This is a genomic window from Nocardia rosealba (assembly GCF_020216065.1).
In the GTDB taxonomy this organism is placed as follows: Bacteria; Actinomycetota; Actinomycetes; order Mycobacteriales; family Mycobacteriaceae; genus Nocardia; species Nocardia rosealba.
The window spans coordinates 694,176-708,375 of sequence record NZ_JAIWNA010000001.1; the positions used below are offsets into that span (position 1 = coordinate 694,176).

The following is a 14,200-nucleotide window of genomic DNA, read 5'->3' on the forward strand; positions in this document are numbered from 1 at the left end:
AGTGCTCAGGGGCTCCACGCAATACCCGCACGCGGTAGGGGTAGAACTAGTCGTTCGCGACGTCGACGACGAGGCGCGGTGGATCGGAGAGGGTGCTTACGGTGAAACCGGGACGGTCGGCGTCGAGCCCGATGAACGACTGGGTGACGCCTTCATAGACCACCGACTTGTAGACGCCGGTGATGCGCGGCGTACTTGGATCGGTGACCGGGTCGGGCCCGGCGAACGGGGGAACGGGGGAGTCGAACGGGTAGGCCGAACCGAGGATGCGCACTTCCAGGATCGAGCTGCCCGCCACGTTCACGGCCTTGCCGCTGGCATCCTGCACGGCGTTGTCGGTGTAGGCCACCTGCCAGCCGGGGGTACCGGTGCCGCCGAGGGTGTAGACGACGCGGTCGTAGCCGGGGTGGTGGCCGAGGCGCACGTCGGTGACGGTGAGTGCGGCGCCGTCGCTCGCCTCGCCCGACTTCGCGTCGTTGTCGCGCGGACCGGTGGCGTCGGCGAATGTGCTCGCGGTGCTCGTTGTCGTCGTCGGGGGCGTCGCGGCGGGCGCGTCGTCGGAACCGCAGCTCGGCAGGACCAGAGCCGCGGCGGCGATCAGCACGAACACGGGGGCGTTGCGCATGTGACCGATGGTACTCAGGTGAACTCGAGGGGTGCGGGAATCACCCGGGCGCGTGTCCAGGCTGTGAGTTTGCTGGGCGCGTGCACCGCGGGATCAGCGCGGTCGGCCCGCATCGCTGTAACCCGTTCGCCGTCAGTCTTTTCCATGCTCGGTACGCATATGTGGGCGTCGGTTCCGATGTGCGGCAGGGGCGGATGTGACGATGGGGCAACGATCTAGCACACTTGTCGCGTGGACAGTGTCGAGGACGTATTCACCCGGCTGCGCCGGTATCCGGACGTGGAGGCGCCGAACCTCTATGCCGTCGACGCCGCGGATCGGTTGATTCTCGATACCGCCGCCGACGCGCTCGCGGCTGCGGGCAGCGGCGAGGTGGCGGTGATCGGCGACGCCTACGGCGCGCTGACCCTCGGGGCCGCGGTAAGGCACGGACACACCGGCATCCGGGTGCACCAGGACCTGCTCACCGGCGAACTCGCGCTGGCAGGCAACGCCAAGAACCTCGGCCTCGCCGACCGTTTCACCGTGCACGGCCTCGACGCGGACCTGCTCACCGGTGCCCGCGTGGTCGTGATGCGGTTGCCGAAAATGCTCGCCGGGCTCGCCGAGATCGCCGAGGCCATCGCCCGCTACGCCGCCGACGACGTCGTCGTCTACGCCGGTGGCCGCGACAAATACCTCACCCCGACCATGAACGAGGTGTTCGCCGAAACGTTCCGTCAGGTGCGGGCGGGCCGGGGCAGGCAGAAGTCGCGGGTGCTCGTCGTCAGCGAACCGCTACCCGTCGGCGAACCACGATTCCCGGTGCGCGAGAACATCATCGAGATCGACGGTGACGTGGTCGCCTACGGTGCCGCGTTCTCCGGCCCACGCCTCGACATCGGTACCCGGTTCCTGCTCGAACACCTGGACCGGATGAAGCCCGACGCCCGCGAGGCCATCGACCTCGGTTGCGGCACCGGCATTCTCGCGGTGGCCCTGGCCAAGTCGCGCCCACGTATCCGGGTGGTCGGCACCGATCAGTCCTGTGCCGCCGTCGCCTCGGCCCGGGCGACCGCCGCCGCCAACGGGGTCGACGACCGCGTCACGGTGGTGCGCGACGACGCCATGTCCTCGGCCGCCGACAACAGTGCCGATCTGGTGCTGTGCAATCCGCCGTTCCATGTGGGCGCGGCCGTGCACACCGGTTCGGCCATCAAGATGTTCGCCGAGACCGGCCGGGTGCTCCGCCCGGGGGGCGAGCTGTGGACCGTGTACAACTCGCACCTGAACTATCGGGGTGTGGTGGAACGGATGGTCGGGCGGACCGACGTGATCGACCGGAACCAGAAATTCACGGTGACGCGGTCTGTCCGTGGCCTGCGCGACGTACAACGATAGGGGCGCTCCGACGGGGTAGAGTCCGATTTGTCCGAACGGACGGTGGTGCGATCAGTGCTTGCGCCGCCGGGAACTTTGTCCGTTCGCGACACGTTGAACAGGGCAGTTGGAGCTGTACGACGTTTCATCACTCCAGGAAAGGCGCACGGTGCGTACCTCATCGAATCCGGTGTTCAAGAACTTACCTCGCCAAGAGGGAGTCGGCGGTTACGCGAACTTCGGTTCGGGCGTGACCGGCGCAGGCCAGCTGGGCAACCAGTACGGCGAATACGGTCAGCAGTACGGGCAGCAGTACCAGCAGGCGCCCGCCACCCGTGCCATGACCATCGACGACGTGGTCACCAAGACCGGTATCACCCTCGCGGTGCTCACCGTCTCGGCGATCATCTCCTTCGCGCTGTCGTCGGCGAACCCGTCGCTGGCGCCGCTGTTCGTCATCGGCGGCGGCCTGATCGGCTTCGTGCTGGTCATGATCGCCAGCTTTGGCAACAAGATGGACAACCCGGCGCTCGTACTGTCGTACGCGGCGTTCGAGGGTCTGTTCCTCGGCGCGCTGTCGCTGATGTTCACCGATGTCACCTTCGGCGGTGTGGGCGGTAGCGCCCTGATCGGTCAGGCGGTGCTCGGCACGTTCGGCGTGTTCTTCGGCATGCTCGTGGTCTACAAGACCGGCGCGATCCGGGTCACCCCGCGATTCACCCGCATGCTGCTCGGCGCCATGGTCGGTGTGCTGGTCCTGATGCTCGGCAACCTGATCGCCAGCTTCTTCACCGACGGCGGCTTCGGCCTGCGCGACGGCGGCCCGCTGGCCATCGTCTTCAGCCTGGTCTGCATCGCCATCGCCGCGTTCAGCTTCCTGCTGGACTTCGACTCCGCCGACCAGCTGATCCGCGCCCAGGCCCCCGAGAAGGCCGCCTGGGGCGTCGCCCTCGGCCTGACCGTCACCCTGGTCTGGCTCTACGTCGAGATCCTCCGCCTGCTGAGCTACTTCCAGCGGGACTGAGACAAGCGATAGACCCAAAAGCGGCTCCCCACCGATCCGGTGGGGAGCCGCTTTGTCGTGGGGGACCGCTCAGATTGCGTGCACGACAACTCGTGGGTCGACCAACCGCTCGAGATCGTCGACATCGGAGGTGTACACGGTGACCTCTCCCGCCTGAGCGTTGGCCACGACCGCGAGTACCGCGTCGATCGCGTATTTGTGCCCATGCAAACCGGTCGCCGCCAGCAATGTGCGGGCGGCACGCGCCTGGTCTTTGCCGAGCTCGGGGACCGTCATCCGGGACAGCACCCAGTCCCATCGGGAGTCCGAAGTCCGGCCGTCGTGCGCCTCGACCAGTGTCATCGGTGACGTCACAACCGCTGAGGCGAGCTCGGCGGCCACGACTATGCGAGCGATCATCTCTCGGTCACCGCGCACCGCTCTCGACAAGGCCTCCGAGTCGAACGCCTGAACCCGCAGGCGCGTGGCCGGTATTCGCTTCTTGCTCATGCCGAACGACGTTGCGAAGCGCGACGCCGGGTGTGCTCGGCGTCCACTTCCGCTACCTCGGCCATCGCCGCCGCGCGTTCCGCCTCCGTCAGCGGTCCGTGCTCGTCCTGCAGCCACTGCGCCAGCTCGACCAAACGATCCCGCTCGCGTTGGGCACGCAACGCGTCGGCGATATAGGCGGACAGGCTTCGATCGGGCACCTCGGCCCGAATCTCGTCCAGGAGATCTTCGGGAACCGTGACAGTGATCTTCCTGGTGGCCATATAACGAACCATACTCGCAATACTTTCGACACGCCAAGGATGGTGCACCGTGGCCGGCCATGGAACGGCGACGGCCCCGAGCCGAAGCTCGAGGCCGTCGCGCGATGTCAACGGATCAGCTGAGGCGTTCGATGACCATGGCCATGCCCTGGCCACCGCCGACGCACATGGTTTCCACGCCGAACTGCTTGTCGTAGGTCTGCAGGTTGTTCAGCAGGGTGGCGGTGATGCGAGCGCCGGTCATGCCGAACGGGTGGCCGAGGGCGATGGCGCCGCCGGAGACGTTGAGCTTGTCCTCGTCGATCTTCAGCTCACGCGCCGAGCCGAGCACCTGCACGGCGAAGGCCTCGTTGATCTCGAACAGGTCGATGTCGGCGACCGACTTGCCCGCCAAGGCCAGGGCCTTCTTGACGGCCTCGATCGGGCCGAGGCCCATGATCTCCGGGGACAGGCCCGAGACACCGGTGGACACGATGCGCGCCAGCGGGGTGAGACCGAGCTCCTTGGCCTTGGTGTCGCTCATGATGACCAGCGCGGCGGCGCCGTCGTTGAGCGGACAACAGTTGCCCGCGGTGACGGTGCCGTCGGGGCGGAACACCGGCTTGAGCTGGCTGACGGCCTCGTAGGTGACGCCGGCGCGCGGGCCGTCGTCCTTGCTGACGACGGTGCCGTCGGGCAGGGTCACCGGGGTGATCTCACGCTCGAAGAAGCCGTTCTTGATGGCTTCCTCGGCGCGGTTCTGCGAGCGCACGCCCCAGTGGTCCTGGTCCTCGCGGCTGATGCCGGTGAGGGAGGCGACGTTCTCGGCGGTCTGACCCATCGCGATGTAGGCGTCGGGCAGCAGGCCGTCCTCGCGCGGGTCGTGCCACGCGCCCGCGCCGCCCTCGGCGGTCTTGGCGGTGCGGGCCTCGGCCTCGGCGAACTCGGGGTTCTTGGTGTCGGGCGAGCTGTCGGCCGAACCCTTGGCGTAGCGGGAAACGGTCTCCACACCGGCGGAGATGAACACGTCACCCTCGCCTGCCTTGATCGCGTGGAAGGCCATCCGGGTGGTCTGCAGCGACGAGGCGCAGTAGCGGTGCACGGTGGTGCCGGGGACCACGTCGAGGCCGAGCTTCACCGCGACGATGCGCCCCTGGTTGAAGCCACCCTCACCGGCGGGGGAGCCGGTGCCGAGGATGATGTCGTCGACCTGGGTGGGGTCGAGGGCGGGGACCTTGGCCAGCGCGGCCTGGACCATCTGCGCGGTCAGGTCGTCCGGGCGCATCCCGGCCAGGGACCCCTTGACGGCACGGCCGATCGGGGAGCGGGCGATGGAAACGATGACGGCCTCGGGCATGAGGACTCCTTTTCGGAAGGCTGGCGCGAACGGCTGTTGTACATACCGCTCATTCGTGAATGTACGTCTCGCTCTGCGCGACAGGAAGACCAGGGCGGCCACGCACCGCGGAGACGAGCACCGGCAACAACTGGGCGGCCGCGAGTTCGTAACCGGCTGCCGAAGGATGGAAGCCGTCGGTCGCGAAGAGGATCTCGGGAGCCGCCCGGAACTCCGAGGCCACCAGCGGCGAGCCCATCGGCACCGCGATTCCCCCGGCCAGCGTGGTCGCCACCGTCTGCGCCTTGCCGAGCCGCACACTCCAGTTCGCCACCACCGTGCGCAACGGCTGCGGGATGGCGGTGACGGTGCCGAGGTTGGGACACGTGCCGACGACGACCAGCGCGTCGGCCTCGCGCAACCGCGATACCGCCTGCGCGAGCCTGCGAGCCGAGGCACGGATCGAATGCTTCTTGGTGATGTCGTTGGCGCCGACCAGAATCACCGCCGCGTCCGGCGGCGGGCCCGCGACGAACATCGCGTCGACCTGTCCGGCCAGGCCCTTGGAGGTGGCGCCGGAGATCGCCTTGGTGCTCAACCGGATCCGCATGCCGGTGGCCTCGGCCAGCCCGCGGGCCAGACGCACACCCGGCACATCGGCAGCGCCGAGGCAGCCGAGACCGGCGGCGGTGGAGTCGCCGAAGATCATCAGGTGCAGGTCGAACGGCACGTTCTTGCGCCACGGCTCGGGCCGGTTCGCACCGGGGGCGTACACCCCGTCGGCCTCTGGCGGCTTGGAGGTGTCGCGACCGATCACCGCGCGTGCGGCGCCCGCCTGGGTCATCAGCAACCGGTAGGTCGCCCAGGAGACGGTGCCCGCGCCCGACCCGGCGAGGACGGTCGTGGCGCCGGTGACCGCGGCCGTGCGCCAGCTGATTCGAGGTGCGCTCACATCCGAAAATTCTACGGCGGACTATGGTGCGGGAGTGGGGAAGGCGCCCGAGCTGTTGCGACTCGGCCAACCGGCCGGGCGGCGGCTGCTCGCCGCCACCGTGCTCGGCTCGGGGATGGGGTTTCTCGACGGCACCATCGTCAACGTCGCGCTCCCCCGGATCGGCTCCGAACTGCACGCCGATCTGGCCGCGCTGCAATGGGTGATCAACGGCTACACCCTCGCACTCGCCTCGCTGATCCTCGTCGGTGGCGCGTTCGGCGACCGGTTCGGCCGCAAACGGATGTTCGCCTGGGGTGTGGCCGCGTTCGCGGTCACCTCCGCGCTGTGCGCGCTGGCGCCGACGATCGAGACCTTGATCGCGGCGCGACTGCTGCAGGGTGTCGCCGCCGCGCTGCTGACCCCGGGCAGCTTGGCGCTGGTCGAGTCGTCGTTCGTTCGTGACGACCGGATGCGGGCCATCGGCGCCTGGACCGGCATGCTCGGCGTCGCCACGGCGGGCGGTCCGGTGCTCGGTGGCTGGCTGGTCGGGCTGTCGTGGCGGTGGGCGTTCGCGATCAATCTTCCGTTGGCCGTACTCACCCTGCTGCTGTTGCGCGGCGCGCCCGAATCCCGCGACGAGCGCGCCGACGGCAAGCACTTCGACCTCCCCGGTATCGCGCTCGCGCCGGTGGCGCTGGCCGGGGTCACCTGGGCGCTGACCAAGTGGCCCGATACCGGCGCCACCCCCGCGACGGTCGGCGCCGCGGTGACGGGTGTGGTCGCCGCGGCGGCCTTCGTCGTCGTCGAACGGCGGGCGCGGTACCCGATGGTGCCGCCCGAGATGTTCGCCGACCGGGTCTTCACCCTCATCAATGTGGTGACGCTGCTCGTCTACGCCGCCCTGTCCGGGTCGATGGTGTTCATCGCCCTGTTCCTCCAGATCGGCGCCGGCTGGTCGCCGTTGGCGGCCGGGGCGGCGAGCGTGCCGATCAGTGTGCTGATGTTCCTGCTCTCGGCGCGATTCGGTGCCGTCGCCACCCGGTTCGGGCCACGCAGGCCGATGGTGATCGGCGCATTGATCCTGGCCGGTGGGCTGGCGCTGCTGGCGGGTGCGCCGCGCGACCCCGGCTTCGTGACCGACATCCTGCCCGGGATGCTTGCCATGGGCCTCGGTCTCTCGATGCTCGTCGCCCCGCTGACCGGCACCGTCCTCGCCGCCGCACCGGCTGGTCGGGCGGGGGTCGCCAGCGGCATCAACAACGCGGTCTCGCGCACGGCCGGGTTGCTCGCGGTCGCCGCGTTGCCGCTGCTGGTCGGGCTTTCCGGGCACGCCTACGCCGACGCCGACGCCGTCACCGCGGCCTATCGCGGCGCCCTGTGGTGGTGCGTGGGGTTGGTGCTCGCCGGGGCAGCCGTCACCGCTGTCGGCCTGTCGGGGCGCCGCGCGGCCGGGTGATGGACCGGTGTGCTGGCACACACTGTCGGACCAGGTCGCGACCTGCGCGCGAGGTTCTGCAACTATGGAGCTCATGCGCATCGCGGATCATGTCGTCGACCTCATCGGCAACACCCCACTGGTTCGGCTGAACTCGGTGGTCGGCTCGAACGCGGGCCTGGTCGCCGCCAAGATCGAATACCTCAACCCGGGCGGCAGCTCCAAGGACCGCATCGCGGTCAAGATGATCGATGCCGCCGAGGAAGAGGGCCTGCTGAAGCCGGGCGGCACGATCGTCGAGCCCACCTCGGGCAACACCGGTGTCGGCCTGGCCCTGGTCGCCCAGCAGCGCGGCTACAAGTGCGTGTTCGTCTGCCCCGACAAGGTGAGCGAGGACAAGCGCAACGTGCTGCGTGCCTACGGCGCCGAGGTCGTGGTCTGCCCGACCGCCGTGCCGCCGGAGCACCCCGACAGCTACTACAACGTCTCCGATCGCCTGGTCCGCGAGATCGACGGCGCCTGGAAGCCCAACCAGTACTCCAACCCGGGCGGCCCGGAAAGCCACTACGAGACCACCGGCCCCGAGATCTGGGCCGACACCGAAGGCAAGGTCACCCACTTCGTCGCGGGCGTGGGCACCGGCGGCACCATCACCGGCACCGGCCGCTACCTCAAGGAGGTCTCGGGCGGGAAGGTGAAGATCATCGGCGCCGACCCCGAGGGCTCGGTGTACTCCGGTGGCACCGGCCGCCCCTACCTCGTCGAGGGTGTCGGTGAGGACTTCTGGCCCACCGCCTACGACCCGGCCGTGCCCGACGAGATCATCGCCGTCTCCGACGCCGACTCCTTCGAGATGACCCGTCGCCTGGCCCGCGAAGAGGGCCTGCTCGTCGGCGGCTCGTGCGGCATGGCCGTGGTCGCCGCGATCGAGGTCGCCCGGCGCGACCCCGACGCCGTCGTCGTGGTGCTGCTGCCCGACGGTGGCCGCGGCTACCTGTCGAAGATCTTCAACGACAAGTGGATGAGCTCCTACGGCTTCCTCACCACCCCGCTCGAGTCGGGCCCGGAACCGCTGGTCGGTGACGTGCTGCGCGGCAAGTCGGGCGAGCTGCCCGACCTGGTGCACACCCACCCGTCGGAGACCCTGCGCGACGCCATCGAGATCCTGCGCGAATACGGTGTCTCGCAGATGCCGGTCGTCGGCGCGGAACCGCCGGTGATGGCGGGCGAGGTGGCAGGCAGCGTCACCGAACGCGACCTGCTCTCGGCCGTCTTCGAGGGCCGCGCCCAGCTCACCGACTCGGTGGCCCAGCACATGAGCCCGTCCTTCCCCCTGATCGGCTCGGGCGAACCTCTCTCGACCGCCACCAAGGCCCTGTCCGACACCGACGCCCTGATGGTCGTCGAAGACGGCAAGCCCGTCGGCGTAATCACCCGCCACGATCTGCTCGGCTTCCTCAGCACCGGCTCGATCTGAGGTCAGACCGCATGTGAGGCCGTGCGCAGACTTCGGCCAGCTGGAGTGCGTGTCGCCAGCTGGCGGCCCGCTGTCCCGATTCGCTCGACGTCAATCATCCATGCCTACGCCTGCCGCGTAGGTAGCGAGCGCGTTCATGTCCTTGTCGGCCTCTGCCCGCAAGCCTGCCAGGATTTCGGCATCGCGTTCGGCTGCCCGCCGCAGTCGATCCCGTTCCAGGGCCTGCTCGATGACAGCAGCGCGGCTGGGCGCCAGCCCGGCGGAAACCGTGCGGTCGAGGTAACTCACTGTGGCGTCGTCGAGGCGAACCCTGATTTGCCTGCGCATCCCACGGGCGCCGGTTATGTGTACCGACCGTCGCGGAAACGCTGCGTATCAAGGCCTTCCTGATCGTGCGACGGAACCAAACCCGTGACTATCTCGATGTTGCCGCACTGACCGAAGCGATGGGGACCGCCGAGGCGGTCGAGGTGCTTGCGCATATCGATGAGTACTACGCCGACCAGCGGATCGACGGCGTGCCCGTGTCCTCTCAGGTGGTGCGTCAGCTTGCTGATCCACGACCCGCTGATTCGTCGGTCACTCAGCAGCTGACCGCGTACCGCAACCTCGAGCACAAGTGGCACGATTGGAATCGGGTACGGGATCGGTGCAGGGAAGTGGCGATAGCGCTCGCGGAAGGTGGGGATGATGGTCCAGTTTCGTAACCTGAATATCTCGCCGGACGCGCCGGTTTCGGAATGGCCGACCGAGGCGGTGCAGACCGCGTTGGAGCGTGGCGACCTTCGTGATTGGCGGCGGATCGGTGCGGAGTTGCGTCGCGATCCGTGGGGGCGGATCGCGCGTCGGTTGGAAGAGGTCCTTTCGCACAGTCGTCCCTACGGGGTCGCCGAGTTGATGGAGGGCCTACTCGAGCGGGCACGCGAGCGCGCCGAGGCCGACGAGCGAAGAGAAGTTGCCGACGAAGTGCGTCGGGCGGTCGCCGATTCTGGGTTGACCAGCGCCGAATTCGCCGCCAGCGTGGGAACTTCCGGCTCACGACTGTCCACCTACATGAGCGGCAAGGTTGTCCCCTCCTCGACGATGATGGTGCGAATTCGTCGCGTGGCGGACCGCCACCGATCGGTCGCGTGACCCGCTCGGGACGCGGATGGTCGGTTGATGTGGGCGCAACGGGATCGGTTGATCGAGGCGGGGCGTGTGGCGACGATGGCTGAGCCGACGGGAGTGGACGCCGAGCATGCCCGGCGTCGTGCTGCGCAACATCGTCTGGGGTGCGCAGGAAGCGAAACGGCGGCGCGATCAGAGTGACGATGAAGTCCCGCAGGGCGGTCGCTGTGGACAGTCCTGCGGGATGCCGGTCAAGCCAACGCGGAGTGTAGTTCCACCCACTGCTCCGGGTGGACATAGGCGACCACCGTGTCGTGGGCGATGCCTGCGCTGTGCAGGGCCGTGTCCACTCCCTGGTAGCGGGTGTGCAGTGCGGTGCGGACCGAGCCGCCGATTCCGGAGTATGCGGTGCGGACCAGTTCGATGTAGGAGTCGTGGTGGGGGACAAGGGGTGTCGGGCGGCGGTCCAGTCGCAGGATGGCGGCGTCGACCGCCGGGATCGGGCGGAAACTGGTGCGGGGGATGTGGCCGCGTAGTTGCCAGTCGAACCAGGGCCAGGTCAGGGCGGTTGTCAGGCTCCATCTTCCGTAGTCGCCGGTGTGTTTGCGGGCGTATTCGCGTTGGGTGAGCAGGGTCGCCGAGGTGAGGGCCGGTGCGCTCAGGCACCAGTCCACGATCCGTGCGGTGGCCGAGAACGGGATGTTGCCGACCACCGCGAACTCGGTGCGTGGTGCCTTGGCATTGGTGAAATCGCCTCGGATCACCCGGATTCCGTGTTCGCCTCTGGTCTGGGCCGAGAGTTTGGCCGCCAGCAGCGGATCGATCTCGTAGGCGGTGACCTCGGCCCCGCGCCGGGCAAGTGCTCGGGTGAGGACGCCTTCGCCGGCACCGGGTTCGAGCACGGTACCGGCTGGATCGGCGACGGTCATCAGCAGTTCGACCGCGTGTGGATCCACCAGGAAGTTCTGTGACAGCGTCCTTCTGTTCGAGTCACGCGACGTACGGTGGCCCCCACGCGCGGCGATCTTGCGCTGGGTGTGTGAATAGTTCTTGTGTGAATGGTCCTGCGCCACGGCAGTTGCCCCTTCGGGTCATCGAGTCGGAAGAGTCTCGATGGGCCCTGGGCGCGCCGGTGGACGCGAAGAGGAGATCCGCGTCCGCTAGCGGGCCAGAGCCCGGGCGTGGCGGATGCGGATGAATACGGTGCACGACATGCGGATCACGCTAGAAGCCGGTCTGTTCGGTTCGCAACCGAATTTCGGCGGTCACGCCCCGCTGACCGTTCGGGTGCGCAGGGCAGCGACCGCCGACTCGGCGGCGATCAGCGCACTGTTGATGGAGATCTCCCCGCGCATGCCGGGTGCGGCGACCATGTCACCGGCCAGATACACCCCGTTGCCCCGGTCGACGGCCGGACGGTCGCGCCATGTGGTGCCCGGGAGGTCGAGGGCCCCGGTGCGGTTCTTCGCGGTGGCCTTGCGGTGAAAGGTCTTGCGGGAGCGCCAGTCCGGGATGCTGGCATCGGCCAAGGCTTCGAGGCGGTGGTGAGCGGCGTCGCGGGATTCGCCCGGGCGGATGGGCATCTGGAGTTGGTAGAGGGATTCGCCAGCGGGAGCGATGGAGTCGTCCTGCATCGTGTAGGACTCGTGGAAGCCGCCTTCGTCCAGGTCGAAGACGATGCTGCGGTCGCGCCGGTCCCGCGTGACGGCGATGTCGAGCAGGGCTGCGAAACCACCGGTGGCATGAAGGGTTTCGTCGCCGAGCAGCCGTCGAGCCGCTTCGAGTTCGGTGGCGACGATGACGGGGCCGTCGGTGGGCAATGTGTCCACGCGCGTACCGGTTTCGACGGCCACACCGAGTTCGCCCGCGCGCACGACCATCCGGTCGACCGTGCGCTGCCAGCCGCCACGCACCCACCGCACCGCCGGAACCTTGGGTCCGAGGGCGCGCTGGAAGAGATCCCAGACGAAGGCCGCGGAGAGGCGGCCGGTGTCGGCGTCGTAGGTGAGCACGCTGATCGCGTTGGCCAGCTGGGTGGCGGTGTGCTCGCCCCAGCGCTGCGCGGCCCAGGTGTGGAAGTCGACGTCGACCGGTGCCTTCAGCCATTTGCGTGACTGCGCCCGCAGCATCCCTGTCGGTGGCACCCGGCGCAGCTTGCCGTCCGCACGGAAGCCGAGCTTCGCGGCGCTGATCGGCGACGGCCGACCGAGCCCGGTGACGAAGCCGCGCTTCTTCAGCCAGGCGTAATGCGGTCCGTCGGCATAGAAGACGTGTGCCCCGTCGTGCGCGACGTACGGTCCGGCGATGGCGCGGGCGCGGCCGCCGAGCGTGGCATGTGCCTCGTAGAGGCGAACGGTCGCTCCTGCTTCGGCGGCGGAGATCGCCGCGGTGAGTCCGGCGAGTCCGCCGCCGATGACTGTGATGGGTGTGTTCATCCTCGGTCCTGTTCCTCGTGGTCCGCGCGGTCGAGCCGGGCGGCGATCATCTCTGCGGTTGCTCGCAGATAGCGTTCGGGGTCGACATCGGCGGGGTGGGCGCCGTCGAAGATGTCGCGAATGAGCCAGTAGTGGGCGATTGCCCCGGCGACCACGGCGGCCGTGGCCTCCCAATCCTGTTCGCGCCGTGTGGAACCGGCCGCTTCGGTGAGTACGCCGGTGATCACCCGCATCACCGTCGCGTACTCCTGCTGCCGGAACACTTCGAGCAAACCTTCGGGAATCGAGTTGTCCCGCATCAGGATCCGGCTCACGTCGCGGTCGTGGTCCATACGCGCCAAGCCGATCCGGCACAGCGCTGTCAGCTTGTCGACGGTGCTGCCCGACGGCGCGAGGGCCGCCGCGATCGAGGCATTCGGCGCGAGCAGCGGTTCCCACGCTCCACGCTCGGACAGCCGCGCCGACACCGCCTCGACCAGCAGTTCGTCCTTGGACCGGAAGTGCCGGTACAGCCCACCGGCCCCGCTGGACAACCCCGCGGCCTGCTCGATCTGAGCCACCGAGGTCTTGGCGAACCCCTGCTCACCGAACAGCCGCAGCGCCTCGGTCATGATCCGCTCGCGCGTCGACGGCGTCACCGGCACCTCCTGCTGTAAGTAACCACTTACTTACAGACTGGGCCGCGACGGCTCCGAGCGCAAGAGCCGGATCGTGTGGCTCATCCCACGTGCGAGAAAGTAGGCAACTTTCTCGCAACCGACTGGTTCGGACCGATTCAGGGGGGTAAGCCTCCGATGACACTCTCGGCAAATCGGGCGGGAAGAGCGAAAGGAAGTGCTGTGGACAACTCCGTCGTCGCGATCGACTTCCAGCAAGGCTTCAATGACGCTTGGAGTTCGGTAGCGCAATTCGTGCCGAAATTGGTTGCCTTCATCGCCATCCTGCTGATCGGCTGGATCATCGCGAAAGTAGTGGCGAAGGTGGTGAACGCGGTGCTCGAGCGGGTCGGTTTCGACCGGCTGGTCGAGCGCGGCCAGATCAAGAAGATGATGGCCAAGAGCAAGTACGACGCCTCTGATCTGCTGGCCAAGCTGGCCTACTACGCGATCCTGCTGATCGCGCTGCAGATCGGTTTCGGTGTGTTCGGCCCCAACCCGGTCAGTGACCTGCTCACCGGCATCGTGGCCTGGCTGCCCAAGGCGGCGGTGGCGATCGTGATCGTCGTGATCGCGGGTGCGGTCGCGCACGCGGTCGGCGAACTGGTCACCAACGCGCTCGGCGGGCTGTCCTACGGTTCGCTGCTCGGCAAGATCGCCTCGGTCTTCATCTGGGCGATCGGCATCATCGCTGCCCTGAACCAGATCGGTGTCGCCACCACGGTGACCACCCCGATCCTGATCGCCGTGCTCGCCACGATCGGCGGCATCCTCGTCGTCGGCGTGGGCGGTGGCCTGGTTCGTCCCATGGAGCAGCGCTGGAGCAGCTGGCTCGGCAACATCGAATCGGAGATGCCCGCACTCAAGGGTGAGGCGCAGGCCTACCAGCGCGGTCGTGAGGACGTGACGCGTGAGGGTCAGCGGGTGCCGGGTTCGCACACCCAGCAGACCCAGCAGGAATGGGCGACTCCCGGTGCGGGCGGCAGCCCGCAGGCCGGTGGCTACCCGCAGACGGGCCAGCAGCCCGGCTGGGGCGGGGAAACCGCGAGGTAGGAACCAACCGGCGCCGGCGTTCCGT

16 protein-coding genes are annotated in these 14,200 nt (G+C 68.3%); 7 read left to right on the forward strand and 9 right to left on the reverse strand.

Annotated elements, in window-relative coordinates:
- Positions 1-46: 46 nt before the first annotated feature.
- Positions 47-625 carry an AMIN-like domain-containing (lipo)protein gene (locus tag LDL21_RS03065; RefSeq protein WP_225278714.1) on the reverse strand — a complete coding sequence of 193 codons (579 nt, stop codon included), beginning with the start codon at positions 623-625 and terminating at the stop codon, positions 47-49.
- 231 nt (positions 626-856) lie between these two features.
- Between LDL21_RS03065 and LDL21_RS03070 the strand changes: the two genes are divergently transcribed.
- Both LDL21_RS03070 and LDL21_RS03075 read left to right on the forward strand, forming a co-directional pair.
- Positions 857-2,005: a class I SAM-dependent methyltransferase gene (locus tag LDL21_RS03070; RefSeq protein WP_225278715.1), complete on the forward strand. Its 1,149-nt coding sequence runs from the start codon at positions 857-859 to the stop codon at positions 2,003-2,005.
- A gap of 148 nt (positions 2,006-2,153) precedes the next feature.
- Positions 2,154-3,008 carry a Bax inhibitor-1/YccA family protein gene (locus LDL21_RS03075; protein ID WP_181696633.1) on the forward strand — a complete coding sequence of 285 codons (855 nt, stop codon included), beginning with the start codon at positions 2,154-2,156 and terminating at the stop codon, positions 3,006-3,008.
- A 69-nt stretch (positions 3,009-3,077) separates the two neighbouring features.
- Here LDL21_RS03075 and LDL21_RS03080 read toward each other — a convergent pair whose 3' ends face one another.
- The 4 genes from LDL21_RS03080 to LDL21_RS03095 all read right to left on the reverse strand — a co-directional run bounded on the left by LDL21_RS03080 (position 3,078) and on the right by LDL21_RS03095 (position 6,027).
- Entirely contained in the window at positions 3,078-3,497 is a 420-nt protein-coding gene (locus tag LDL21_RS03080; protein ID WP_225278716.1) for a DNA-binding protein, read from the reverse strand.
- Positions 3,494-3,760: a ribbon-helix-helix domain-containing protein gene (locus LDL21_RS03085; RefSeq protein WP_225278717.1), complete on the reverse strand. Its 267-nt coding sequence runs from the start codon at positions 3,758-3,760 to the stop codon at positions 3,494-3,496. The genes LDL21_RS03080 and LDL21_RS03085 overlap by 4 nt, the downstream gene beginning before the upstream one ends.
- Positions 3,761-3,875: 115 nt before the next feature.
- Positions 3,876-5,096 carry an acetyl-CoA C-acetyltransferase gene (locus LDL21_RS03090; protein ID WP_067485604.1) on the reverse strand — a complete coding sequence of 407 codons (1,221 nt, stop codon included), beginning with the start codon at positions 5,094-5,096 and terminating at the stop codon, positions 3,876-3,878.
- A gap of 49 nt (positions 5,097-5,145) precedes the next feature.
- The gene (locus tag LDL21_RS03095; RefSeq protein WP_181696630.1) at positions 5,146-6,027 is read right to left on the reverse strand and encodes an SGNH/GDSL hydrolase family protein; all 882 of its coding nucleotides are present in this window, start codon (positions 6,025-6,027) and stop codon (positions 5,146-5,148) included.
- Between the two features lie 34 nt (positions 6,028-6,061).
- Here LDL21_RS03095 and LDL21_RS03100 point away from each other — a divergent pair, with 34 nt between their 5' ends.
- Together LDL21_RS03100 and LDL21_RS03105 are read left to right on the forward strand one after the other, a co-directional pair.
- Positions 6,062-7,465, forward strand: coding sequence for an MFS transporter (locus tag LDL21_RS03100; RefSeq protein WP_225278718.1), 1,404 nt, complete (start codon positions 6,062-6,064; stop codon positions 7,463-7,465).
- 73 nt (positions 7,466-7,538) lie between these two features.
- Positions 7,539-8,921, forward strand: coding sequence for a cystathionine beta-synthase (locus LDL21_RS03105; RefSeq protein WP_181696628.1), 1,383 nt, complete (start codon positions 7,539-7,541; stop codon positions 8,919-8,921).
- A 90-nt stretch (positions 8,922-9,011) separates the two neighbouring features.
- Here the strand turns inward: LDL21_RS03105 and LDL21_RS29940 are convergent, their stop codons facing one another.
- Positions 9,012-9,248 (reverse strand): antitoxin, encoded by a 237-nt coding sequence (locus LDL21_RS29940; protein WP_305082674.1) that lies wholly within the window; start codon positions 9,246-9,248, stop codon positions 9,012-9,014.
- A gap of 65 nt (positions 9,249-9,313) precedes the next feature.
- On the opposite strand from LDL21_RS29940, the gene LDL21_RS03115 reads away from it, so the two are divergent.
- Together LDL21_RS03115 and LDL21_RS03120 are read left to right on the forward strand one after the other, a co-directional pair.
- Positions 9,314-9,628 (forward strand): hypothetical protein, encoded by a 315-nt coding sequence (locus tag LDL21_RS03115; protein ID WP_225278719.1) that lies wholly within the window; start codon positions 9,314-9,316, stop codon positions 9,626-9,628.
- Complete coding sequence (locus LDL21_RS03120) at positions 9,612-10,055, forward strand: XRE family transcriptional regulator (protein ID WP_225278720.1); 444 nt, start codon at positions 9,612-9,614, stop codon at positions 10,053-10,055. The genes LDL21_RS03115 and LDL21_RS03120 overlap by 17 nt, the downstream gene beginning before the upstream one ends.
- Positions 10,056-10,282: 227 nt before the next feature.
- On the opposite strand, the gene erm is transcribed toward LDL21_RS03120, so the two are convergent.
- The 3 genes from erm to LDL21_RS03135 form a co-directional block, all read right to left on the reverse strand.
- Complete coding sequence (erm, locus tag LDL21_RS03125) at positions 10,283-11,056, reverse strand: 23S ribosomal RNA methyltransferase Erm (protein WP_372462149.1); 774 nt, start codon at positions 11,054-11,056, stop codon at positions 10,283-10,285.
- 240 nt (positions 11,057-11,296) lie between these two features.
- On the reverse strand, positions 11,297-12,466 hold the full coding sequence (locus LDL21_RS03130; protein ID WP_225278722.1) for an NAD(P)-binding protein: 1,170 nt from the start codon (positions 12,464-12,466) through the stop codon (positions 11,297-11,299).
- Positions 12,463-13,104, reverse strand: coding sequence for a TetR/AcrR family transcriptional regulator (locus LDL21_RS03135; protein ID WP_225278723.1), 642 nt, complete (start codon positions 13,102-13,104; stop codon positions 12,463-12,465). The genes LDL21_RS03130 and LDL21_RS03135 overlap by 4 nt, the downstream gene beginning before the upstream one ends.
- A gap of 201 nt (positions 13,105-13,305) precedes the next feature.
- On the opposite strand from LDL21_RS03135, the gene LDL21_RS03140 reads away from it, so the two are divergent.
- On the forward strand, positions 13,306-14,175 hold the full coding sequence (locus tag LDL21_RS03140) for a mechanosensitive ion channel family protein (RefSeq protein WP_225278724.1): 870 nt from the start codon (positions 13,306-13,308) through the stop codon (positions 14,173-14,175).
- The last annotated feature ends 25 nt before the right edge of the window (positions 14,176-14,200 follow it).

What these genes read in the sequence shown, in the direction of transcription:
- LDL21_RS03065 (WP_225278714.1), bottom strand. Translation starts at nt 625, where the DNA reads ATGCGCAACGCCCCCGTGTTCGTGCTGATCGCCGCCGCGGCTCTGGTC.
- LDL21_RS03080 (WP_225278716.1), bottom strand. Translation starts at nt 3,497, where the DNA reads ATGAGCAAGAAGCGAATACCGGCCACGCGCCTGCGGGTTCAGGCGTTC.
- LDL21_RS03085 (WP_225278717.1), bottom strand. Translation starts at nt 3,760, where the DNA reads ATGGCCACCAGGAAGATCACTGTCACGGTTCCCGAAGATCTCCTGGAC.
- LDL21_RS03090 (WP_067485604.1), bottom strand. Translation starts at nt 5,096, where the DNA reads ATGCCCGAGGCCGTCATCGTTTCCATCGCCCGCTCCCCGATCGGCCGT.
- LDL21_RS03105 (WP_181696628.1), top strand. Translation starts at nt 7,539, where the DNA reads ATGCGCATCGCGGATCATGTCGTCGACCTCATCGGCAACACCCCACTG.
- LDL21_RS29940 (WP_305082674.1), bottom strand. Translation starts at nt 9,248, where the DNA reads ATGCGCAGGCAAATCAGGGTTCGCCTCGACGACGCCACAGTGAGTTAC.
- LDL21_RS03120 (WP_225278720.1), top strand. Translation starts at nt 9,612, where the DNA reads ATGGTCCAGTTTCGTAACCTGAATATCTCGCCGGACGCGCCGGTTTCG.
- LDL21_RS03130 (WP_225278722.1), bottom strand. Translation starts at nt 12,466, where the DNA reads ATGAACACACCCATCACAGTCATCGGCGGCGGACTCGCCGGACTCACC.